We start from the raw sequence: 22,749 nt of genomic DNA, 5'->3' as shown, positions 1-22,749 counted from the left end.
TTCATAGAATATGATACAGTGAAATGGAGGAGTGAGAATATGATGAAAGAATTACAAGGGAAAATAGAAGATTATACTCGGTTCGGACAGATCCTTCTCGCTGTAAGCACATTGTTAATGGTTGGCTTATTGATTCCGAATGGAGCAAAAGAAACGATACAATTTTTTGTTATGATGGGGAGCATCGTTATATTTTTAAGTTTATCGTTCTTTTTCTTTCAGCGTGTAAAAGTGATGCGTGACCAGTTGGAGGAAAATGAATGTGAGTAATAGTATTAAATAAAGCGCTACAAAAAGAAAGGATCTTTTTGTAGCGCTTTTTGTTTTTTTTGAAGAAAATGTATGCGTTTTTGTTGACAATGATAATCTTTATCAATTAAAGTAGAATAGCAGTTAATGATTTTCATTATCAATTAGAGGTGGAAGAATGAAAAAGTCTATTACGCTATTTACAGCGATTTTATCTGTATTTTTCTTATTAATAGGTTGCAATGCAAAGGGAAACGACAAAGCATCTGCAACCAAAACAGAAAAAGGAAAAGAAAAAATCGAAATTACCGACCTATCGGGAAGAAAGGTAACATTCGATAAAACACCAGAGAGCTTTGCAACATTAAGTATGGGTGATATGGATATTATTCATGCTTTAGGCGGAAAGATTATAGGTCGTCCAGATACGAAATTAACTCTTCCGGAGGAGTTAAAGAAAGCGCAAGTAATTGGGAATGCACATCAGCCGAATTTTGAGCAAATTGCTAGCTTAAAGCCAGATGTACTTGTTGCTAACAATGGATTCCAAAAGAATGTTCCAACGGTTGAAGGTCAAGGGACGAAAGTAGTCATTTCTACTGCAAATTCTGTACAAGATATTCAAAAGAATATTGAAATATACGGAGCAGTAATGAAGAAAGAAGATAAAGCAAAAGAACTGAATCAAAAAATGAATGATCAAATGAAGAAATATGAGAAAAAGAGTGATGTGAAAGCATTGCTAGTGTATGGAGCACCAGGAACTTATTTAGCAGCATTACCAACATCTCTGTCAGGTGACATTTTAGAGAAAACGGGCGGAAAAAATATTGCAGCTGGTTTTCCAGAAATGAAAGAATATCCGCAATATGCACAGCTAAGTGTAGAACGTATTATTGAGGCGAATCCAGATGTAATTTATTTAATTACACACGGAGACCCGAATAGCGTGAAAAAAGCATTTGAAGGCGAAATGATGAAAAATGAAGCGTGGAAAAATTTAGATGCAGTAAAACAAAATCGTGTAGTTATTTTACCACCAGACTTATTTGGATCAAATCCTGGAACAAAAGTAACAGAAGCTATGGACTTTATGTATAAAAGTATACAAGATGTAAGGAAATGATAAGTATGGAGAGTAATGAAGTAGTAAGAGAAAAGGAACATCCTTTTGCGAAAAAAAGATGGGGAATAGCAGTTATTTTAGTCGTATTAACGATTCTAGGTCTTTTTTACGGTCTTTTCGCGGGAAGTTTATCCTTTTCTTTACGAGACATCCTAACAGGGGTGCAAGATGAAGGTTCGATAGTTCATCGAATTGTATGGGATCTTCGTATACCAAGGGTGCTCGTTGGATTTATAGTAGGAACGTGTTTAGCGGCATCAGGTGCATTATTGCAAGGGGTTATGAGAAACCCTCTTGCAGACCCTGGTATTATCGGGGTTTCATCTGGAGCGGGTCTTGTAGCAATTATAATTATGATTTTATTTCCTCAGCACATGGCTTTTTTACCGCTAGGGGCGTTTTTAGGAGCTTTCATCACAGCAATGGTCATCTATGCTTTATCATGGCAAAAAGGGGCACCACCTTCAAGAATTGTCTTAGTCGGTGTGTCGATTAATGCATTGATTGGTGCTGCAACGTCAGCATTAATGTTATTACATAGTGACAAAGTACAATCTGTTTTACCGTGGTTAGCTGGTGGCATTGGTGGTGTAAGCTGGGCACATTTAAATATGATTATTTATTATGCGATATTTGCTATTATATTAGCCTTCTTTGGTATTAAGCATATTCGATTATTAATGCTTGGAGATGAAATGGCAAAGTTATTAGGACATAACGTGGAAAAAAGTCGTTTTTATTTAATCGTAGTAAGTACATTATTAGCTGGAATAGCAGTTAGTGTTTCTGGACTTATTGGGTTTGTCGGTCTTGTTGTACCGCATATGCTACGTTTATTAGTTGGAAATGATTATAAATATTTGCTGCCTCTATCATGTCTTGGCGGCGGGGTATTACTTGTTTTTGCGGATGCGATAGCTCGAAGTTGGTTCGATCCAATCGAATTGCCTGTTGGTATTTTATTATCCTTCTTAGGTGGTCCGTTCTTCTTATATTTAATTCATAGAGGAGGAAAACAACGTGATTTCCGTTGAAAAAGTGTTTTACGCACATTCTGAAAGATTTCAAATGCAAAATATGAATGTACATATTAAAGCTGGAGAAGTTGTTAGTTTAATTGGACCGAATGGATCGGGGAAATCTACTTTGCTTCGTTTAATGGCAAGGCTACTTAAACAAAGCGAAGGGGAAATCATTTTAGATGGGAAAAATATTCATACGATGAAGAGTGCCGATGTAGCGAAGCAATTAGCGATGTTACCACAAATGCATGATCATCAATTAGATTTAACAGTGAAAGAATTAATTGAATTTGGAAGAGGCCCCCATAAATCATGGAGTGTTCGCTTAAATAAAGAAGATGAAGAAATTGTTAATTGGGCATTGTCTGTTACAAATCTTGAAGGGTATGAATATCGTCTTTTACAATCTTTATCAGGAGGAGAAAGGCAGCGTGCTTGGATTGCAATGACGCTAGCACAACGCACGAATGTTTTATTATTAGATGAGCCAACAACTTTTTTAGATATCGTTCATCAGTTGGAAGTAATGGAACTTGTGAAACGATTAAATGAGGAGTTTGGTATGACAATTGTAATGGTTTTACATGACATTAACCAAGCTACTCAATATAGTGATCGTTTACTCGTATTAAAGCGAGGGGAGATTCAGTATGACGGTGTACCAGAAGAAGTATTATGTCATGAAATGTTTCAATATGTATTTGGTATAGAAGTGGATATTTTTCAAGGAAGTGACAAACCATTTTTTACACCGAAACGAATTTCTAAAAAAGGAGAAGAGCGATGCATACAGAAGAGCGTATTACCACTGAGTTAGTAAGAGAATTTGTTATGGCAGCTCACGGAAATTTAGAAAAAGTACAGGAACTGTTGGTTGAATCGCCCAGCTTACTTCATGCCTCTTACAATTGGGGCGGATTAGATTGGGAAAGTGCCTTAGGAGCATCGGCACATGTAGGTCGTAAAGATATTGCTCTTTATTTACTGGAAAAGGGTGCTCGCATGGATATTTTTGCTGCAGCTATGCTTGGAGAGTTAGAAGTTGTACAAGCTATTTTAGTAGCACAACCAGAAGCATTACGTGCATCTGGCCCACATGGTATTTCCCTTCTTCAACATGCGCGAATGGGTGGAGAAAAAGCACAGCGTGTGTTTGATTACTTAACAGTGCTCTCTTAATGACCGCAAAAGTTCTTATGTGCGGTAAACTTTTCACTTTCAAATAATTGAAAAGTTTACCGCCCGTTAGAACGGGATAAGTATCTAGTATATTTGAAAATCCTACACCCCCCTCAATTGTAGTTTTCTTTGTGCTAGTTATGATATGGATGCAGTAGACAATATTTGTCTACTGCTTTTTTTATCGGGTAAAAGAATGAACATTCTGCATTTTTTGTTTCGTTCATTTATAATAGGTAGTAATACTTATTATACATGTAAAATATGGTCGTGAAATAAAGAACACATTAGTGGGAAGGAGTGCAGAAATGTTTCATACAGATCGTTTACAAGTTCGCAAATATACAATGGATGATTTACAGTTCTACGCTTCACTATGGGGAAACGAGAAGGTAATGCGCTATATTGGAAATGGGACGTTAAAAACATATATGCAATGCAAAAAAAGCTTGGAGGAGTGGGTAATTCCTAATTATAAAAATGGTCTCGGTTTATTTGTAATGATTGAAAGGGAAACGGGAATACGAATTGGTCATGCGGGACTAGTAAAGCAGAAGATAGATGGAAAAGAGGAAATTGAAATTGGTTATTGGTTACTTCCTCAGTATTGGGGAAAAGGGTATGCGAAAGAAGCAGCTGCGGCATTTCGAGACTACGGTTTCCAAGCATTACAAATGAATAAATTAATTTCTCTTATTAATCCGAACCATCCCGCCTCAATATTTGTTGCTAGAAAAACAGGGCTTAGTTATGAGAAAACAACTTCATTTCAGGGGATGGATGTTCTTGTTTATTCGATTAAGCGAGTTGGATGAAAAAAGGTAAATTGCATCTTTTGAAGAATGGTATATAAAAATAAAGGGGGGATTACATGTATATTTACCATAATGGGCTTATTATCCGTGAAGGAACGAATGGAGTACCAGCATATGCAATTAAAACTTTATTTGAAGATGCCGGTTGGAGTAATGATAATATCCCTTCTTGGCAAATTGAAAAATTTACGCTTGCATTTGAAAATTCAACATGGGCTTTCACAATTTGGGATGAAGAAGAAATGGTTGCGATGGTTAGAGTGATTTCTGATCAAATGATGGTTGCTAACATAGTAAATTTGGTTGTGAAGTGTGAGTATAGGGGGAAAGGATTGGGTAAGAAACTTGTAGCTCTTTGTTTACAAAAGCTTCCCCATGGTGATTGGTTTGCACATACATCTGCGAACAATTTTGATTTTTATAGAAGTTGTGGATTTGAAGTTAGAGAGTTATCCAGAAATGGTACATGTGCGTATTATGGATACCAAATCGCAAAAAGAGATGGTCATCGGTAAATGGGTGAAAAGTAAAGAAATACAGTTATAAGTATTTCTAATTATTTTTTGTAATAGAAAATGAATTAAGACTCATTTCATGATAAAATGAAAGAAAATTCAGTTTATTATTAGGGGGATAAAAATGAGTATAAAAGTTGGGGAAGTATTTAAATATGAAAGAAGATTTACTGAGGAAGAAGTTTTCGAATTTGCAAATATTACAGGTGATAAAGGGAGACATCATATGGAATATGATGAGAATGGCCGATTAATGGTTCATGGTTTATTGACTGCTAGCATTGGAACGAAAGTAGGCGAAGAGTTACATTACATAGCAAGAGAATTAGTAAGTGAGTTTATTAGACCAGTTTTTACAGGGGATACGATTACTTGTGAATTAACTTTAACAAATATAGAGCAAATGGAAGGGTATAAAAAAGTTTCAATCGAATCAGTTTATCGCAATCAACATGAAAAGACGGTGCTAGTTGGGACAAGTTACGGGATTATACGAGAATAAAAAAGAAGCCTGTTTGAAGCAGGCTTCTTTTTTATTGATTAGTAAACGCGTTTTCGATTCTCCGCATGACTAGAGATAAGTAATAGTGCGGATTCTTTTCCTACATTACGAACAATATGTGGAACGCATGCATTCCAAGAGAAAGAATCACCTTCTTCTACAATTGCAATATCTTCACCATGTTGAACTTCTAGCTTTCCGCGTAATACAAGATGGCACTCTTCACCTTCATGGGCATTTGGTGAGTTTTCTTTCGGAAACCCGGCAGGAATTTCTACGAGATTCAGGCGAAGGCCACCTTGCTCCGCAACATGTTCAATTCTTTGCTCATCTTTGCCGTATACACTGTATTTTCGTTCTTCTTTTTTAATAATTTTCAATCGATCTTTTTGTTCTAACAATAAATAGGGAAGGGGAACGTTTAAAAAATTTGAGATCGTTTCTAACGTTGAGATAGATGGTGATGTTTTATTATTTTCAACCTGACTCATAAAGCCTTTAGAAAGACCTGTTCCTTCACAAATTTGTGCAATTGTTATGCCTCTACGTTGACGAATTTCACGTATTGCAGAACCAATATTCATAAAATCAAGCTCCTTTTTGTAAACAACTATTTGTATCATAGCAAAAAAAATATATTTTTTCCCAATGAAAATGAATTGACGAATAAAAAAAATTAGTGTATGTTTTTTAATATGAATAAAAGTTTTGTATAAGAAAACTATAAAGGAGAGAAAGAAATGAATCAACATATTGGTAACTTAATTATTCGTATCGTGTTAGGGGTAACGTTCTTTATGCACGGTTTAACAAAATTCCAATCAGGAATTGACAATATTGCAGGATGGTTTACAAGCATTGGTTTACCAGGAGGACTGGCATACGGTGTAGCAACATTTGAATTAGTTGGAGGCCTATTATTAATTCTAGGTTTAGGTGTAAGATATATTGGATTATTATTTGCACTTGTTATGGTTGGGGCAATCGTAAAAGTGAAATGGTCAGCTGGTTTATTGGGAGATGGAAAAAATCCTGGTTTCGAATTAGAACTTGCATTATTAGCAATGGGTGCATACTTATTTGTTGCAAAAGCTGATGGTTTTGTAGATAATTTCTTAAAAGAAAAAATGTCAAAGAAGAATTAATTTAAATGGGGGGGCTAACAAGATGAGTTTTCAACTTCATCCCGATACAACACTTGATGTTGTTCATTTATACGTATCTAATGTAAAGAAATCACTAGAGTTTTATACGGAAGTACTAAGTATGAAGGTGCTAAAAGAAGAAGAAGCAGTCGTTACATTTGGGAATGAAAATGATGAACCACTTCTTATCATTGAAGAAAAGAAAGAAGCTTTTCCGAAGCAAAGAGCAAGAACAGGGTTATATCATTACGCAATTTTATTACCAAGTAGGCAGGATTTAGCGAATGTTCTTCGTCATCTTGTAGAGATGGTATATCCACTACATGGTGGAGCCGATCATTACTTTAGTGAAGCTCTTTATTTAGCTGATCCAGATGGAAACGGGATTGAAATTTATCATGATCGACAAAAAGAAGTTTGGCGTGATGAGAATGGAGAACTCCCATTTGTTAGTAACCCGTTAGCTGGTGAAGAATTATTACAGCAAGGAAGTACATGGAATGGATTTCCAGCTGGTACTGTGATGGGGCATATTCATTTCCATGTAGCTGATTTAGAGGAAGCGAAACGTTTCTATGTTGATGGTCTTGGTTTTGAAATAACGATCCCAGCTCGTAATGGAGCGTTGTTCGTATCAGCAGGTGGTTATCATCATCATATCGGTTTAAATACGTGGCAAGGTGAAGGGGTACCACCGCAAATGCCAGGTTCTGTTGGTTTGAAATATTTCACAATTGTACTAGCGGATGAAAAACAAAAAGAGCAAGTATGTGAAAGCTTAAAAAATATTGGCAAAATTGCTACGTACAAAGATGGAATATTACAAGTCGAGGATCCATTTGGACATTGTATCCATTTCAAAATAAAAAGAGAAGCCTAAAAAGGCTTCTCTTTTTTTATTTTCTTATAATTGCATTTTCGTTTTGTAAAAATAGTTCATCAAATTGTTTTGCAAGCTCAAAATCTAGTTTCGTTAAACCTTTTGCATTCCAAGATGACAAAGTAATAATAACTGCTTTATACTGGATAAGGATAAATGGATGGTGATTATGTTCTTCTGATAGTTTGGCGGCTTCAGAGACAAATTCGACTCCTTTTAAGTAGTCGGAAAACATATATTTTCGTTCAATCCATTTCTCATCTTTTACCATCCATTTATCTACCTTCAATAACTCCTCGCGAACTTCTTCTTCAGTTAATCTTAGTATCATTTCTCACACCCTTTACTGGAAGTAACGTAAGACCATTGTTAATAAGGCGTGTTACAGCTTCGTCAGTTGTGAAAGTAGAAAGTTGATGTAGTAATGCTGCAGATGTTTCATGCCCTTTGTTATGCTCTAAAAGTAATTCTAATATTTCAAGGCGAAGCAGCCATTCTTTCGCATAAAATGTATTTAATACTTCTTGAATTGCTACTAATTGATCGATATGCGCGTCGTGTAAAATCCCCTCACTTCGAATATCTCGAACTGTTTGATACATACGTTCAAGTTCATTCAGTACAAGTGGAGCAGGAATTTCTTGAACTTCTTCATCCATTGGGAAAAATGCTGCTGCATCTGCGGCACCTGGGAATACTGAAGTGATTTGTGAGCCAACAGCCATATCAAATGCGCCCCATGAAGCATCAAATAGTAAACGATCTTTATAAGTAACTGTACAATCTATAAACGAGATAAGGGCAATTTTATTATCATTCTTTACAATATCAGTTACTGTTCCTTTTACATGAATGTCACTTGCAAAAGTAAAATCTGCGCTGTTTCCAATTGTAATGCCTAATGAATGTAACTTTTCTTCTGTACAATCTTCTAGTGCGATATTACCATTTAGTAATCCGATCGGTGTCCCGAATCCATCACTGTGTACAGAGGTAGAATGATTTGCCAACTGCTTATTATGAATTGCTAATGCAGTTGGAGAGCTTGTTCGCATGTAAATGACTTCGCCGGCATCATTTTTAATTGTTTCTGTAAATGTACCCGTAATTTGTAATCCGCTACTTAACTCAGTTGTGGCATGATTTTCGGAGTGAATTGCTTTTTCTAATCCTTCTGTGCCACCTGTTTTGAATGCCATCGTTTCAGAGAACGTCTCAAGCGCCTCAGTTAACTCTTCAAATGATTGACAAACAAATAGCTGTGGTTGCATTTTTGTCACATCATAAGTTGTCCCTGTGCAAGCTTCAATTGAGAAAGGAACTTTTTCTACAGCATCTGTTAAGCAATGTTTGCTTTCGCCGACAGAGGAAAGAAGACCAGCACCGTAAATTTTTGGATCGTCAATATTTCCAATTAATCCGTACTCCACTGTCCACCAGAAAAGACGTGAAATTTGTTCAGCTTCTGATAAACCAGAAACTAAGTTTTGTTTTTCAATTACAGCATTTTCAGCAGCCTTAACTTCATCAGGAGTAGAAGTAGGGCTTTCTTTGACAATCGTTAATGTACGAACAGCTTCAAATGCATCATGTTCTTCTTTTGTAGAGAAAGCTTTTGCACCAATTTGCCCAAAACGTTTCACATATTTTGCATATGTAGGATCAAGTAAAATCGGTGCGTGTCCTGCCGCTTCGTGTACAATATCTGGAGCTGGTGTGTACTCGATATTTTCTACTTTACGAATATCTGTTGCAATTGGTAGTAATCCGTGCCCCTGAAAATCGAAAAATGCGACGCCAGGAATAAGGCCATCAATTGTTACAGCTCCCCAGCCGCTTGGTGCTAAGCATTCATTCATTTCTTCTACCTTTGGAATTGCATCTATATTAATACCAGATGATTGTAGTCCATTCACATAGGCTGGATGGGCAACGTCTTTTAAGAAGCTATGATTTTGTCTCATAATGTAACGCCACACAGCGTGATTCACCGGTGTGTATTGATCATAATGTTGTGTGGATACGAATGGTTTTAAATGCGATGGGATTTCTATTTTCTTTGTCATTTAGACATCCTCCTTGTTTTCTATAAAATTGAATATGAGTTTCGTATAGCTTATATCACCCCCTTTCAAATTGTAAGCGCTTATAAAATTTTATCATAAGATTCGGAATTATTTAATATTTGTTTCTTTGAGAAATAGAAAAAGCCCCTATCGGAACATCCGATAGGGGCGAAAGAATCGCGGTACCACCCTATTTGTAAGTGAAAATACACTTACATCTCAATTCATGATAACGGAAAAACTCCGTCTTTTCCTTCATGCATAAAAGCACTACGAAAAAGAAGCTCCAGAATTGTAATTCGTACTTATATATGTGCTAATTTCCACCGACCACTAGCTCTCTGTAACAGGGATATAATATACTACTGCGATTCTTTCAATGCGTATATATGAAGTTGTATAAAAGGGAAGGACGCAAAAAAGCCCCTATCGGAAAATCCGATAGGGACGATAAAAATCGCGGTACCACCCTAATTGTAAACATAAAAATTGTTTACCACTCACTTTAAGATAACGGAAAGATCCGTCTTCCTCTTCATGCACTATGTGCACTACGGGAAAGAAGCTCCAGAATTGTAATTCACGCTTGTATATGTACTGATTTACACCAACCATCAGTTCTCTGAGACAGGGATATAAGTCGCTACTAGTATTCCTTCAAAGCCGATATATAATTCGTTCAACTAAACTATGTTTCGTATTATAAAACTATTTTTAAAAGATTGTCAACAATAATTTAATTATTTCACTTCTAAATCAACATTCAAATTAGATGTATTTCCAGCGGCATCAGTTGCTACAATGTGAATTGTATTCTTTCCTTGCTGTAATTGACTACGATCGAAATAAATTTCGTAGTTTTTCTCCCAATGGTTCAGGAATGCATTTTCCCATGTACCATTCCCGTTAATTTCATACTGTATCGTGACAGGATGCCCTGGAGCAACCCATCCGGATTCTGTCATCCAATCTAACAGTATATCAGTTACTTTCCCTCTAATTATGAGATTTTCTTGATCAACTTCGTGTGTTAATTTAGGTGCAGTGCGGTCGACAAACACAGCCCCTGTTTGTTTCGTTTCTCCACCAGAATTAGAAGCAACAGCTTCAATTTGGTATAAGCCGTCAGGCAGAGGGGATCCACCAACTTTTGTACCATTCCATTTGAAAGATTTATAACCTGGTGTTTCATTTTTACCTTGATAAACGATACCTTGATAGGTTACTCGGTCTTTCGTAATTAAATTAGCGTGAAACGTTACATCCTCAACGGGTGTAACTAAATAGTAATTGATAAGGTTGTCATCTAGTATTTGGTCATTATTTGGACTGAAAGTAGAATTAACAATTTCAAGGCCATCAATACGTTTGTATTCTTTTGGATCAATGCTAAATGTAAATGGAATACGTATTTCTTCTGTCTTACCTTGTTCTTTTACATATACATTCCCTGTATATACACCTTGTGGCAAAGAACTATCCACAGTAATGGTAAAAGGTTTTTCTATGTTACTATTCGGTTTTACGCTCACAGAAGAAGCGAAAGAAGTTTGAACTTTCGTTTTTGTATCTAATAGTTCAATGCGAGTTGAAAAGTTTTTCTTTTTGCTAGAAAGATTTTGTAATGTAATATTTTGTGTTAATTTTACTTTTCCGCTATTTGGTTTAATTAGACCGAAACTTACATTGTTTGGTGTAACTAATGCGTCCGCTTTTACTGCTTTTGGAATATTAATTAAGCCCGATCCTTGTGTCATAACAGGATATGTGTTTTCATTTACGTCTTTTAATGTTTCGGCTGTATTGGCAAGAGATGATTTTAATTGTTCTGTCGTCCAATCAGGATGCATTTGACGTAATAGAGCAACGGCTCCAGCTACTTGCGGCGCAGCCATACTTGTCCCATTGTGAGATTCATAGCCACCTCTTGGTACTGTACTTGTAATTTGTACGCCAGGTGCAACAACATCAGGCTTTATAAGCCAACTTCCTTGTGATGGTCCCCTTGAACTAAAATTACCAATAAGTTCTGTTTGTTTTGGTTGTCCAATTTTTATATTTTTCTTTCGTTTTGTAATTAAACTTTTCAACTCTTCGCCATTCGTATTGGATAGCTGCATAACAGGAAGAGCTACTTCTTCACGACCAAAATATTCTGGCATAATATTAATTTCTTTTTCGTTAGAAATTAGTAGCACGCCGAGAGCGCCAGCTTGTTTTGCTTTTACTAACGTGCTCGAAGTCCCTTGTAAGACAAGCGCGAACTTACCTTTTACATCTTGTTTAGCGTAATCACTTGGATTACCGTATCCAACATATACAAGCTGGGCATCGTTTCCTACTTGGAAATCCGATTTTGATAACGGTAATCCTTGGTAAGATTTATTGGAACCAGCTACTTGGAATGTTGGAAATGGAATAGAAACTGTAGATGCTCCAACAGAGATGACACTACTTGCATTCCCAGGTGCATCTACAGACCAAGGTTTGGGTCCATCATTTCCATTTGATACGACCGCAGTAACACCAAGTTTCGCCGCATGTTCTAGCGTCATTGTTACAGGTTGATCGGGTACATTTAAATCTTGACCAAGAGATAGATTTAAAACATCGGCACCATCTTGAATAGCATGCTCAATACCTTGAATAATATCTTTGGTTGTACCAGTACCCCCATCATTCATGACACGGTAAGCAAGTATAGAGGCATTTGGAGCAATCCCTTTTATTTTTCCATTACCAGCGATAATTCCAGCAACATGAGTACCGTGTACGTTTCCGTCCATCGGATCATTATCTTCATCGACTGTATCATAGCCGCCGATATAATTTGCTTTTAAATCAGGGTGTGTATAGTCTACACCTGAATCGATAATAGCGACTTTCATTCCTTTTCCATCAAGTGGTTTGCCAGTCGGATCTTTTAAATTCCAAGCTTCAGGCGCACCAACTGTCGGTCCTCCAATATTTGGTGTTTCTTGATTAGCCGGACTTTTTGACGTTTCATGTAATTTGTATGTTAAGTTTGGATAAATTGCTTTTACTTCAGGTAAAGAAGCTAGAGCGGTAATTTGATCCCCTGGGATAGAGATAGAAAACCCAGAAAATAACGTACTATACGTTTCTTTTATCGTTGCTTTCGGTGCTTTTTCTTTTATTTTCTTAGTAGTATCTTCTTGTGCTTTTTTTAGTTGCGCATGATAAGACTGGGCATTATTATTTTGTAAATCTGGAGCATGTTGAATGTTACTTTGTGAAGCGAGTGGAGCATGTTGCAATTCTACAATGACAGATATTTTTTTTGATGTTTTTGTTTCAACATTTTGCGCAATTTTATTTTCTCCCCATTGTGTAATGTTTGTTTTTAACTGTGGACTAAATTGCTTCTCTTTTTGCAGTGATTCAGCATGGGCGCTTAAAGCTCCAAAACTGGAAAAGACGAGCGCCATACTCAGTAGTGTAGATGTAGTTTTTTTCATAGAAACTCCCCCTGATAAAAAAAGTGTCAATATTCCGAAAATTAATCTTACAAATTTATCTCGAATTACATAATCGGATGTTAGATAAACTATATTTTCGACATAATTCATACCAATCCTCTATGAATTTAAAATTTCTTGGGAAATTTTTTCTGATTATGTCGAATGGGTATTTTTTACATATTGTAGGTGGACATTGAGGAATGCTATGAGGGAAATGGAGGGGTATTATGAAACGGTTCATAGTAAGCGTTGGTACAATGTTAGTCTTATTTTTATGTTCAATCATTAATAGTAGCGCAGAAAATAATGAAGCGAAAATTGCTTTTATTCGTCATCATGACCTCTGGATTAAAGTTGAGGGGAAAGAGAAACAACTTACAAAAGGAGAGTATATAACAGGGCCAAAGTGGTCTCATGATGGAGAGTGGCTGGCATATGTAAAAGGAAAGAAAGAAGGTAGTCTTGAGTTATATCGGCTGAAAGATGGAAAGAAAGTTACGCCGTTTCACTCAGAAGCATCGAATTATCAATGGTCACCAACAGAAAATATAATTGCATTTATATTTACAGGTACATTAAATACATTTGATGTAGAAAAAAAGAATACAGATTTTGAAAATGTATCGGCAGGTGTAGGAGATTATGCATGGTATCCTGATGGAAAGAAGTTTTTTGTATCCTCTGAAGCACATTTACTTCCAACAGGGTGGACAGGAGCCCAGCTATATGAAGTACAAAAAGATGCACATATGAATCCTCACAAAATGAAGCATTTGTATGCATTACCAAATGAACATGATGATTTCCTAGCATTAGTTGCAAGTGGCTTTCAGTGGTCGCCAGATCAAAAGTGGATTTCATTTTTAGCAGTACCGACAGCTTCATGGTCAGCTGATAGCAATACGCTTTGCTTAGTTCGTGCAGATGGTAGTCGTTTTGAAAAGGTAGATCAAATGTTATTAAACACACAATGGTTCAAATGGGCGCCAGCCAACAATATATTGGCCTATATTGAAGGAAGCGGGAGAGTTGCGTTAGAGAATAAACATTTAAAAGTAAAAGAATTGCCAGCACTTCAACAGAACACATTTACACCGAAAGGATATGTCGATTGGGATTTTACATGGAAGAATGATAACGTAATTATCGTTTCACGAGCAAAAGAGGCGGGGATAGAAACTCCACCAGAAAAAAGACCACTACCATCTTTATATGAAATCGATAGTACAAGCGACGAACAACATCGAATTACAAAGCCAACTCATAGGCAAGGAGATTATCATCCGCTCTTCATGAATAATAGTAATCAATTAATATGGATACGTTCAGACCGTAAGAAAGCGGATGTATGGCTTGCTCATAAAGATGGGAAGCATGAAATGAAGTGGATTGAAAATATAGATGTACCAGAGTGGTATTACGAGAAATGGAATTGGGAAAATGTTATCTCGGTGAAAGAAGAATAAAAAACCTGCCTAAAAGATAATTTTAGGCAGGTTTTTTATTGTTATTTATGTGTTTTATTTGGCTTCTTTTTCGCTGGGTTTCCGTTCCCCTGACGTTTTCTATTTTGTTCATCTTTTGCTTGTTTTTCATGCAGTGTATCTAAAAAATCATTCGAGTTACTCATTTTTCTATCGCTCCTTTCATTTCGTCCTAATTACTATAACCATTTAGGAGGATAATCATGAGATAAAAAGTTAAGCGCTTAATTTTCTTCGGTAGTATATGTAAAAGATGCCATACGTAATAAATAGCATAAATAAAATTTGTAACTCTATATTTTCTTTTAAAATAGTTGCGATAGAAGATGGTAAGTAAGGTGATGTATTGTTTGTTTCTACACCTAACCATTTGTTTAAGAGGTTAATGGTACAAAACATAAAAACACCGGACCAGCTTGCAATAATTGCTTTCTGTTTAATTTTTGTTTCTCGTTCATCATCTGTAATCCAAGGATTAGCAGTTTTATCACTACTAAAAAATCCGTTTATATATCCCCATATAATCATTCCAATTAAGATGGTTATCCATTTCATATTTATAATTCCCCTCTCCCTTGTAAAAAGTATTTTACACATGCAATTGTAATATTTTCCTGTTATTTATGTCAAATGTTTTTTACATATTGTTTTTTTATAGCAGGAATAATGAATGAGATAGGGAAGAAATTATGTTGAAGGATTTTATGGAGAGAGGAGGATGGGTATGAAACTCGTCTTTGTTCGGCACGGTGAAGGAGAACATACAAAGGATTTGCCGGCAAGTTTACAAATGTTGAATCCATCATTAACGGATGAGGGAAGGAATCAGGCTGGATTCATTCAATTCAATGTACCATTACAGAAAACAGATATATTAATCGCTAGCCCTACACTTAGAACTTTACAAACGGCGGCGATATGGAGTGAGAAAGTAGCTTGTCAAAAAATCGTTCATCCATATGCATCCCCACGTATTTTTCCTTATCGAGAAGGAGCGAAAACATTACCATGTGATCACATAGTAGATCAAGGAATAATAACAAATTTATTTCCACATTTTTCGATTGCGAAAAGTACAAATAAGCAGTTATGGACGGAAGGTATAAATACTATTTCAGAGAATCGTTTTCAGCAAATAGTAGATGAATTTCTTCTTTGGTGTTATGAGCTGGGGGCGGAAAGAATTTGCATTGTATCTCACGACGGGACAATTACAGCGTATCGGCAATATTTACAGAAAGTCGTTTTAACTAGATCTGATTTTTTGAAAGAAACGGGTATATATAAAATGGATGTATCCCTTAAAAGTTTGATTGAGGAGATCTAATTATAGGATGGAGGGTGTATGTTGAATGTTGCACTAGTAGTTGGCTTTAATTCTGATTTAGAGGCACAATCAATCCGAGCATCGCTTGAATATTTTGGGGCAAGAGTTGTGACATTTTGGATTGGTAGGCCGAATGATTTCGTGGAAATTCTTTCTGGAAAGAACTTATATAACGATATCAATTATGTTGTTTTTTGCTTTCATGGTGAGGAAGGAAAGTTTGTCATGGAAGAGTTAGGTGAAGATATTTACGAACAAGATGAACCGAGAGGGAACTTTGGAGCGAAAGAAATTTATAAATATGCAAAATTGCATAATACACATATTGTAAATAGTGGGTGCACGTTAGGGGAGGGGAAATTAGCAGAATCATTTTTATATAGTGGCGCGAAATCGTATATTGGGTCGATAGATTACGTAGATGGGAATGCAGCGCTTATGTTTACAATACGCTTATTTTACAGTGTTATTAACCATGACAAAACGTTAGAAGAAGCCTTTCAAGAAGCGAGATTAATTGATGAAGAGACCGATACTTTTCGATTATATAAGTAGTGCGAGACGTATTTATTTAAATATAGAATAAATACGTTTCACATTTAGCACACATTTTTTTTACAATTTTTTCAATGAAAATGATTATCAGCTGTGGTATGATATGTTCAAGTTTTTATAGGTAATAAAAGTTACTATATAAACGTTAGTTTTTAATGTTTAATATGTATGACACAAATTATTCATAATTAACGTTTGAAAAATAAGTAACTAATGTTATTATATTATCTGTAACTGACTTAATTACACCTTTAGGAGGAAGATATGGTTATTCAATTTTTAAGAGAAAACAAAGCAGTTTCTTTTGTATTAGCAGTAATTCGAGTATATCTTGGTTACACATGGTTAATGGCTGGAATTGGTAAACTACAAGGAAAAGGATTCGATGCAACGGGTTATTTACAAGGTGCAATTGAAAAATCTAAAGGAGCACAACCGGCTGTTCAATCTTGGTGGGCATCATTTTTACAAGAATTTGCAATTCCAAATGTAGATTTGTTTAATACACTTGTAACATGGGGAGAAATTTTAGTTGGAATTGGTTTAATTGTAGGCTGTTTAACAAAAACAGCGGTCTTTTTTGGCCTTGTAATGAACTTTTCCTATATGTTTAGTGGGTCAATCGGTGTGAACCCTGAGATGGTTATCTTATCTATGTTTGTTCTTGTTTCCGGTATGAACGCTGGGAAATTTGGAATGGATGGTTTCATTATCCCGAAAGTATTGGGATCAAAAACTCAAAAACGTCAAAAGCAAGCTGCTTAATATATGAAAACGGGTATCTCAAAATGAGATACCCGTTTATGTTATTTTTCAAATTGGATCGGATTATTGTTAAAGAAGTCTTTTACATACCCTACAAATTCTTGTGGTTCTTGGCGAAATGGTGCGTGATAACCTTTTTCAATAATATGTAAAGTGCTGTTTGTTAAGAATTGGTGATACGTTTCTCCTTCTTTCCAAGAAACGCTACTATCATTTCTTCCCCATATAATTAAAGTTGGTTGTTTCATTTCATTTGCATTGATTTTAAGTCGTCTAGGCCATAACTTCATTTTATTATAATGCTCTTCATCATTACGCTTGAATTTCACTTTGCTCTCATCATAATCTGCAATTGAAGAAACGGCACTTAAATCAGTCGACAACTGTGGCTTTGGTGATCCTTGTTTATGAACGAATGTATGAGGGCCACCTGTAGCGTCAGTTAAAATAAGGTGGGTAACCGCTTCAGGGTATAAATATGTTAAATTAAGAGAAATTTCTCCACCCATCGAATGCCCTAATATTGCGAATGAATCATACCCTAGTTTTTTCATTAATTTATAATACAAATTTGCATGAGTTGGGAAAGAGTAATAAAAATCCATCGGCTTAGATGAACGCCCGAATCCTAAAGCATCTACAGAAATAATCGTATGATCTTTTGCTAAATCGGAATAAATCTTTTGGAAACCATCTGATGATCCTCCAAATCCATGGATCATAAGTAAAGGTGGTTTTTCATTACCGATTTTTTTAAAGTAAATCGTTTGACCGTCTATTTCTACCATTTTTTCCTCGGTAGCTAGTTTTGCTGTAATTGTATTTTTAACTTGTTTTACTTGTTCTACTGGCTTTTCTGCTGCAATACATCCTACTAATAGTGTAAGAGTAAGACAACCTACCATAAAATAGCTAAACTGCTTCAATTAGTTGTCTCCTTTCTAACATAATGCTGTATCTATCACAGCAAATAGCATATTACGATTTCCAGGAAGTTGGCTACCATTTTTTATCATAAGAGGTGAAAGGAGCGTTTCTTGGAAATTGTCTGTTTGAAGAAAGTTACGAAATGTAAATTGTGAATGCGGGACATCAATTCGTACGATACCATGCCAACACTCACAAATCTTTTTTAATAATCGAATAGCATCTTCCTCTTGTTTTGCGATAAGTGGATTGATACATAAAATATTCCCTTTCTGTATACAGAAGGAAAAAGCTTCTATACAGTTATTTCTCTCAATTTTAAAAGAGTGTACAGCTCTTGGTAATAATAATGAGTAGAGTAGAGAGCGATTGGCACCAGTTACAATTTCATCGAGAGAGGTAATAGAGATAAGGTCTTTTTCTTTCACTTGTTGTGTTTGAATGGTATTCGTCTTAGTAGTTTGTTTTTCAAAACGATGTATCGTCGTTACTGTTTGAAATCCGCATGATGTGTATAAGGGCTCGCCAGCTTTTGTTGCAATAAGTGCAATTGGTTGTTTTGAGTGAGCGTGTTTCAAACAGCTATCTAGTAACATACGTCCAATTCCTCGTCCTTGAAAATGAGGATGAACGATTAACATGCCAATGGAAGAAAAGCTACTTGTAAAGGGAAATACACCTCCAGTTGCAATGAGTTTATTTTCATGAATATAACCTACAAGTGTGCCAATAGAGAGGTACATTTTGAATTGTTTTTTCATAAAGATTTCATCTTGTAACCATCCAACAGATTTGCAAAGATTGAGTAATTCAAAAATGAAAGATTCATTTAGCTTTACTATTTTCATAAAAGTACACCACATTTCTATTTGTTTTCATAAAAATAGATTCGAAATGTAAAATAAGAGGTTTACGTTAAAGGAAATCCAACTTGTTTATATTTAGATTGTAAAGGGAACGATGCTTGATATGAAAAGACAAACTTATACAAATTATAACTGATATTTACATAAGTTAACAAAAAATTTACATATAACTAATTTTCCCTTAACAGTCTTCTATTAAATTTGATAGTGGGAAATGAATAACCTAATTAGGGGGACAAGACAGTGAAAAAGTTTGTAAAAAAAGCATGGCCATTTGCAGTTGTGGCGTCGTTAGCAGTTACTTCGGTAGCAACATGGAATTTTACACGTTCTAGTGAGGTTAATGCAGATGAGAGCGGAAACAATGCAAAGATTAAAAATGTTATTGTGTTAATTGGAGATGGCATGGGTCCTTCATATATGACGGCTCATCGTTATATGAAGGATAATCCAAAAACATTCGAGATGGAATCTACAGAATTTGATAAGCATCTTGTAGGAACACAAAAAACATATCCGGAAGATGAACATGAAAATATTACAGACTCTGCATCAGCGGCAACAGCTATGTCAGCAGGGATTAAAACATATAATGCGGCAATTGCGGTTGATAATGATAAAGCAGAAGTGAAAACTGTTCTTGAACAAGCGAAAGAAAAAGGGAAATCAACGGGACTTGTTGCGACTTCTGAAATTACACATGCGACACCAGCTGCTTTCGGTGCTCATGATATTAGCCGTAAAAATATGGACGCAATTGCAAATGATTATTTTGATGAAAAAATTAAAGGGAAGCATAAAGTTGATGTTATGCTTGGCGGCGGTGTAAAGAACTTTGTTAGAAAAGATCGTAATCTTACAGAAGAGTTTAAGAAATCTGGTTATAGCTACGTAACAGATCGAGATCAATTGTTAAATGATAAAAATGATCAAATCCTTGGTTTATTTGCACCAGGCGGTTTAGATAAAATGATTGATCGCAATGAGAAAACACCTTCACTAGAAGAAATGACGAATGCAGCAATTGAACGTTTAAACAAAAACAAAGATGGTTTCTTCTTAATGGTTGAAGGAAGTCAAATCGACTGGGCTGGGCATGATAATGATATTGTCGGTGCAATGAGTGAAATGGAGGACTTTGAAAAAGCATTTAAAGCAGCGATTGAGTTTGCGAAAAAAGATAAAAATACGTTAGTCGTTGCAACCGCAGACCACGCTACAGGTGGATTATCTCTAGGTGCGAATGGTGAGTACAACTTTAAAGTAGATCCAATTAAAGCTGCAAAACGTACACCAGACTTTATGGCAAATGAGATTGCAAAAGGTGCAAATGTAGAAGAAACATTGAAAAAATATATCGATTTACAATTAACACCAGAAGAAATTAAAGCTGTAAATGATATAGCTCCATCAAAAGATGTAACGAAGATTGATAATGCGATTGAAGATATCTTCAATAAGCGTTCGGTTACAGGGTGGACAACAGGTGGACATACAGGTGAAGATGTAAACGTATATGCATTTGGACCAGGTAAATACTTATTCTCCGGTGTTCAAGAGAATACAAATATAGCGAAACGTGTCTTTGATATTGTTGGTGGTGGCGACCCGAATAAAGGAAGACGCTAATTATGAACGAAAGTGAGGCAAAATGCCTCACTTTTCTTTTTAGGAGATGGACAGATGAGATTTTTTTTACGGAATTTAAGTTTTCTTCTATTCTTTGTATTATTGCTAGTTGGATGTCAACCTCAAGAGAATAATATAGAACAAAAATCTACTACGAAAAAAACTGAAGAAAAAGTACAGATAACGAAAGAGGAAGAACAGTCTATTCAAGATGTTATTGAGGCATTTGTACGGACGACGAATGAACGAAAATTTGCTGAACATATGGAGTTATTTTCAAAGAAGCTACCTAGTGCCGAAGACTTAAAAACACAAAAAGAAGCAGCTTTTCAAAAGGGAAATAAAAAAATTGAATTGGAACATATAGATATGAAAGCTAGTAAAGCAGGGTATATTATTGTTGAAACAAAGGAAAAAGAATTAGATGGGGAAATTGCTATTCAAAAGAAAGTACAGTATGCGCTTGGAAAAGAAGATGAGACCTGGAAGATCGAAGAGGTCCGCACGATAGAGAAGAAATAAAAAAGGTTCTCCTTGAAGAGAACCTTTTTTATAGTGGTAACAGAATTTGATTTGAGCATGCTTCAATGTCATCAATATCTTGACGAATTGTTGCCATTTTATTATCAAGATCTTCAGCTTTCATTGCTGCATCATGTAGTTCATCTTTTAAATATTCAGGTATATTTCCTTCATATTTATAATAAAGTTTATGTTCTAAACTTGCCCAAAAGTCCATTGCAAGTGTACGTAACTGAATTTCTGCAAATACATCTTTTGTACCAGAATTTAGTGATAAGGGATACTTAATAATCATGTGTAAACTTTTATATCCGTTTCCTTTTGGGTTAGCGATATAATCTTTTACTTCTATGACTTCCATATCCTCACGCTTTTGAATTACTTCTTTTAAATGATAGATGTCTTCTACGAAGCAACATGTAATACGAATACCAATGATATCTTGCAAATTTGTTTGAGCATTTTCAATTGTTGGCAATAAGTTTTTTCGCTCTAGCTTTTTTATAATACTTTCAGGTTGTTTTAGTCTAGTTTTTATATGTTCAAACGGGTTGTAATCCTCTAAAAATTGAGCTTCCCGGTTCATAATTTCAAATTTTGTTTTTAACTCTTCTAAAGCAAATGTATACGGTAATACAAAAGCTTTCCAGTAGTTAACTGTTGATTGATTATATTCCATTTATATACACACCTTTTCCTATTTACAAGTGAGGTTGTTATTTATACTAAATACCAAATCATATAAGCACAAGCAGCAAATGATGAGATCATAAAACGATATTTAGTTTTCATACTTTCAACTCCTTTCGAGTGAGATTCTATATGAGTAAACGTGATTGTTAATAAATTCACTATGTACAACTTCTATAGTAATAGATTCATGTGAATTTCGTATGAACTAATTGTTTCAGCTTTTTGTCTTTTTTTTGTAAATCATAATTATTATCTGTAATTTAAAGTGTTTTAATTTGATTTATTCATTTGTATAAATTAATGTATATTTAAATTTATAGTTATTAAGGAGGATATATGGTGAACTTTGAAGAATTGGCAACTGCTAGGCGTTCCGCAATGAAATTTATACAAGGCATAGAAATCCCTGATGAGGATTTTAAAAAAATATTTGAGTTAACAAAGCTTTCCCCCTCTTGTTATAATTTGCAACATGCACATTATGTCGTAATTCGTGATCAAGAGCGAAAAGAAAAATTAAAAGAATTAGCTTTCGGACAATATAAAGTAGCGAGTGCATCTGCTGTAGTGCTTGTTTGTGGTGATAAGAGAGCGTATCAAAATGTTGAAAATATTTATTTTGGTATGAAGGTTTTAAAAATGATTGATGAATGTGAATATGAAGATACAATTAGGCAAACGAAAGGGTTATATGAAAGAAAAGGAGAGCGGTTCATGGAAGAGGAAGCGATTAGAAATGCTTCGTTAAGCGCAATGACTTTTATGTACGCTGCTAAATATTACGGCTATGATACGTGTCCAATGATTGGTTTTGATGAAAAAGCAGTACAAAATGAGTTGAATATGCCAGGGCATATAGTACCTGTTTTAATGGTTACGATAGGGAAAAGTGATACTACTAAAATTCGTCCTAGAGGATATCGAAAGCCAATTAGCGAGTTCGTTACATACGAATCGTTTTCATCAAAATGATAGATTACTAAAAACAAAAGGGTTCTAT

26 protein-coding genes and 2 other annotated features are annotated in these 22,749 nt (G+C 35.3%); of the genes, 17 read left to right on the top strand and 9 right to left on the bottom strand.

All coding sequences use genetic code 11. The features are described from left to right. The first annotated feature begins 42 nt into the window (after nucleotides 1-42). The 8 genes from JDS92_RS08585 (at nucleotide 43) to JDS92_RS08550 (ending at nucleotide 5,408) form a co-directional block, all read left to right on the top strand. Nucleotides 43-270, top strand: a complete 228-nt coding sequence (locus JDS92_RS08585) for a YrhC family protein (protein ID WP_033657341.1) — start codon at nucleotides 43-45, stop codon at nucleotides 268-270. Nucleotides 271-427: 157 nt separating this feature from the next. Next, a complete protein-coding gene (locus tag JDS92_RS08580) occupies nucleotides 428-1,375 on the top strand; it encodes an ABC transporter substrate-binding protein (RefSeq protein WP_000748487.1) in 948 nt (315 codons plus the stop codon). A 5-nt stretch (nucleotides 1,376-1,380) separates the two neighbouring features. Next, a complete protein-coding gene (locus JDS92_RS08575) occupies nucleotides 1,381-2,409 on the top strand; it encodes a FecCD family ABC transporter permease (protein WP_141555917.1) in 1,029 nt (342 codons plus the stop codon). Further along, nucleotides 2,396-3,214, top strand: a complete 819-nt coding sequence (locus JDS92_RS08570) for an ABC transporter ATP-binding protein (protein ID WP_000626361.1) — start codon at nucleotides 2,396-2,398, stop codon at nucleotides 3,212-3,214. The genes JDS92_RS08575 and JDS92_RS08570 overlap by 14 nt, the downstream gene beginning before the upstream one ends. After that, nucleotides 3,181-3,576 carry an ankyrin repeat domain-containing protein gene (locus JDS92_RS08565; RefSeq protein ID WP_199631816.1) on the top strand — a complete coding sequence of 132 codons (396 nt, stop codon included), beginning with the start codon at nucleotides 3,181-3,183 and terminating at the stop codon, nucleotides 3,574-3,576. The genes JDS92_RS08570 and JDS92_RS08565 overlap by 34 nt, the downstream gene beginning before the upstream one ends. 308 nt (nucleotides 3,577-3,884) lie before the next feature. Next, the gene (locus tag JDS92_RS08560) at nucleotides 3,885-4,391 is read left to right on the top strand and encodes a GNAT family N-acetyltransferase (RefSeq protein WP_000469138.1); all 507 of its coding nucleotides are present in this window, start codon (nucleotides 3,885-3,887) and stop codon (nucleotides 4,389-4,391) included. Nucleotides 4,392-4,447: 56 nt separating this feature from the next. Further along, nucleotides 4,448-4,906 carry a GNAT family N-acetyltransferase gene (locus JDS92_RS08555; RefSeq protein WP_000276121.1) on the top strand — a complete coding sequence of 153 codons (459 nt, stop codon included), beginning with the start codon at nucleotides 4,448-4,450 and terminating at the stop codon, nucleotides 4,904-4,906. 124 nt (nucleotides 4,907-5,030) lie between these two features. Next, on the top strand, nucleotides 5,031-5,408 hold the full coding sequence (locus tag JDS92_RS08550) for a hotdog family protein (RefSeq protein WP_000025016.1): 378 nt from the start codon (nucleotides 5,031-5,033) through the stop codon (nucleotides 5,406-5,408). Between the two features lie 38 nt (nucleotides 5,409-5,446). Here the strand turns inward: JDS92_RS08550 and JDS92_RS08545 are convergent, their stop codons facing one another. Next, complete coding sequence (locus JDS92_RS08545; RefSeq protein WP_199631815.1) at nucleotides 5,447-5,992, bottom strand: helix-turn-helix domain-containing protein; 546 nt, start codon at nucleotides 5,990-5,992, stop codon at nucleotides 5,447-5,449. Nucleotides 5,993-6,148: 156 nt separating this feature from the next. On the opposite strand from JDS92_RS08545, the gene JDS92_RS08540 reads away from it, so the two are divergent. Both JDS92_RS08540 and JDS92_RS08535 read left to right on the top strand, forming a co-directional pair. After that, nucleotides 6,149-6,553 carry a DoxX family protein gene (locus JDS92_RS08540; protein ID WP_001071553.1) on the top strand — a complete coding sequence of 135 codons (405 nt, stop codon included), beginning with the start codon at nucleotides 6,149-6,151 and terminating at the stop codon, nucleotides 6,551-6,553. A gap of 22 nt (nucleotides 6,554-6,575) precedes the next feature. Further along, on the top strand, nucleotides 6,576-7,433 hold the full coding sequence (locus JDS92_RS08535) for a VOC family protein (RefSeq protein ID WP_000009832.1): 858 nt from the start codon (nucleotides 6,576-6,578) through the stop codon (nucleotides 7,431-7,433). A 16-nt stretch (nucleotides 7,434-7,449) separates the two neighbouring features. Here the strand turns inward: JDS92_RS08535 and JDS92_RS08530 are convergent, their stop codons facing one another. The 3 genes from JDS92_RS08530 to JDS92_RS08520 all read right to left on the bottom strand — a co-directional run bounded on the left by JDS92_RS08530 (nucleotide 7,450) and on the right by JDS92_RS08520 (nucleotide 12,978). Next, nucleotides 7,450-7,764, bottom strand: coding sequence for a 4a-hydroxytetrahydrobiopterin dehydratase (locus JDS92_RS08530; protein ID WP_199631814.1), 315 nt, complete (start codon nucleotides 7,762-7,764; stop codon nucleotides 7,450-7,452). After that, entirely contained in the window at nucleotides 7,745-9,499 is a 1,755-nt protein-coding gene (locus tag JDS92_RS08525) for an aromatic amino acid hydroxylase (protein WP_199631813.1), read from the bottom strand. Before JDS92_RS08525 ends, JDS92_RS08530 begins: the two co-directional genes overlap by 20 nt. A 161-nt stretch (nucleotides 9,500-9,660) precedes the next feature. After that, nucleotides 9,661-9,888: a binding site (T-box leader), on the bottom strand. 51 nt (nucleotides 9,889-9,939) lie between these two features. Beyond that, nucleotides 9,940-10,169: a binding site (T-box leader), on the bottom strand. 70 nt (nucleotides 10,170-10,239) lie between these two features. Beyond that, nucleotides 10,240-12,978 carry a S8 family serine peptidase gene (locus JDS92_RS08520; RefSeq protein WP_199631812.1) on the bottom strand — a complete coding sequence of 913 codons (2,739 nt, stop codon included), beginning with the start codon at nucleotides 12,976-12,978 and terminating at the stop codon, nucleotides 10,240-10,242. 230 nt (nucleotides 12,979-13,208) lie between these two features. Here JDS92_RS08520 and JDS92_RS08515 point away from each other — a divergent pair, with 230 nt between their 5' ends. Then, nucleotides 13,209-14,447, top strand: a complete 1,239-nt coding sequence (locus JDS92_RS08515; RefSeq protein WP_199631811.1) for an eIF2A-related protein — start codon at nucleotides 13,209-13,211, stop codon at nucleotides 14,445-14,447. Between the two features lie 41 nt (nucleotides 14,448-14,488). Here JDS92_RS08515 and JDS92_RS08510 read toward each other — a convergent pair whose 3' ends face one another. Together JDS92_RS08510 and JDS92_RS08505 are read right to left on the bottom strand one after the other, a co-directional pair. Next, entirely contained in the window at nucleotides 14,489-14,611 is a 123-nt protein-coding gene (locus tag JDS92_RS08510; protein WP_000071861.1) for a DUF4023 domain-containing protein, read from the bottom strand. 70 nt (nucleotides 14,612-14,681) lie between these two features. Continuing rightward, nucleotides 14,682-15,020: a hypothetical protein gene (locus JDS92_RS08505; RefSeq protein WP_000871278.1), complete on the bottom strand. Its 339-nt coding sequence runs from the start codon at nucleotides 15,018-15,020 to the stop codon at nucleotides 14,682-14,684. Between the two features lie 169 nt (nucleotides 15,021-15,189). Between JDS92_RS08505 and JDS92_RS08500 the strand changes: the two genes are divergently transcribed. The 3 genes from JDS92_RS08500 to JDS92_RS08490 all read left to right on the top strand — a co-directional run bounded on the left by JDS92_RS08500 (nucleotide 15,190) and on the right by JDS92_RS08490 (nucleotide 17,112). Next, complete coding sequence (locus JDS92_RS08500; protein WP_097855026.1) at nucleotides 15,190-15,792, top strand: histidine phosphatase family protein; 603 nt, start codon at nucleotides 15,190-15,192, stop codon at nucleotides 15,790-15,792. A gap of 18 nt (nucleotides 15,793-15,810) precedes the next feature. Beyond that, nucleotides 15,811-16,347 (top strand): delta-aminolevulinic acid dehydratase, encoded by a 537-nt coding sequence (locus JDS92_RS08495; RefSeq protein ID WP_199631810.1) that lies wholly within the window; start codon nucleotides 15,811-15,813, stop codon nucleotides 16,345-16,347. Between the two features lie 264 nt (nucleotides 16,348-16,611). Beyond that, a complete protein-coding gene (locus tag JDS92_RS08490; protein ID WP_000236610.1) occupies nucleotides 16,612-17,112 on the top strand; it encodes a DoxX family protein in 501 nt (166 codons plus the stop codon). Between the two features lie 41 nt (nucleotides 17,113-17,153). Here the strand turns inward: JDS92_RS08490 and JDS92_RS08485 are convergent, their stop codons facing one another. Together JDS92_RS08485 and JDS92_RS08480 are read right to left on the bottom strand one after the other, a co-directional pair. After that, on the bottom strand, nucleotides 17,154-18,038 hold the full coding sequence (locus tag JDS92_RS08485) for an alpha/beta fold hydrolase (protein ID WP_199631809.1): 885 nt from the start codon (nucleotides 18,036-18,038) through the stop codon (nucleotides 17,154-17,156). Nucleotides 18,039-18,053: 15 nt separating this feature from the next. Further along, on the bottom strand, nucleotides 18,054-18,887 hold the full coding sequence (locus JDS92_RS08480) for a GNAT family N-acetyltransferase (RefSeq protein ID WP_199631808.1): 834 nt from the start codon (nucleotides 18,885-18,887) through the stop codon (nucleotides 18,054-18,056). A 261-nt stretch (nucleotides 18,888-19,148) separates the two neighbouring features. Here JDS92_RS08480 and JDS92_RS08475 point away from each other — a divergent pair, with 261 nt between their 5' ends. Both JDS92_RS08475 and JDS92_RS08470 read left to right on the top strand, forming a co-directional pair. Continuing rightward, a complete protein-coding gene (locus JDS92_RS08475; protein ID WP_000714919.1) occupies nucleotides 19,149-20,534 on the top strand; it encodes an alkaline phosphatase in 1,386 nt (461 codons plus the stop codon). A 54-nt stretch (nucleotides 20,535-20,588) separates the two neighbouring features. Next, nucleotides 20,589-21,056, top strand: coding sequence for a hypothetical protein (locus JDS92_RS08470; protein WP_001210412.1), 468 nt, complete (start codon nucleotides 20,589-20,591; stop codon nucleotides 21,054-21,056). Between the two features lie 28 nt (nucleotides 21,057-21,084). On the opposite strand, the gene JDS92_RS08465 is transcribed toward JDS92_RS08470, so the two are convergent. After that, nucleotides 21,085-21,735 carry a GTP pyrophosphokinase gene (locus JDS92_RS08465; protein WP_000456209.1) on the bottom strand — a complete coding sequence of 217 codons (651 nt, stop codon included), beginning with the start codon at nucleotides 21,733-21,735 and terminating at the stop codon, nucleotides 21,085-21,087. A 350-nt stretch (nucleotides 21,736-22,085) separates the two neighbouring features. Here JDS92_RS08465 and JDS92_RS08460 point away from each other — a divergent pair, with 350 nt between their 5' ends. Further along, nucleotides 22,086-22,721, top strand: coding sequence for a nitroreductase family protein (locus tag JDS92_RS08460; RefSeq protein ID WP_141402749.1), 636 nt, complete (start codon nucleotides 22,086-22,088; stop codon nucleotides 22,719-22,721). Nucleotides 22,722-22,749 lie beyond the last annotated feature (28 nt).

This window comes from Bacillus cereus group sp. N12, assembly GCF_016483575.1.
GTDB lineage: Bacteria > Bacillota > Bacilli > Bacillales > Bacillaceae_G > Bacillus_A > Bacillus_A toyonensis.
Note: the sequence above shows the minus strand (reverse complement) of the source record. Positions and strands in the feature narration are given on the sequence as shown.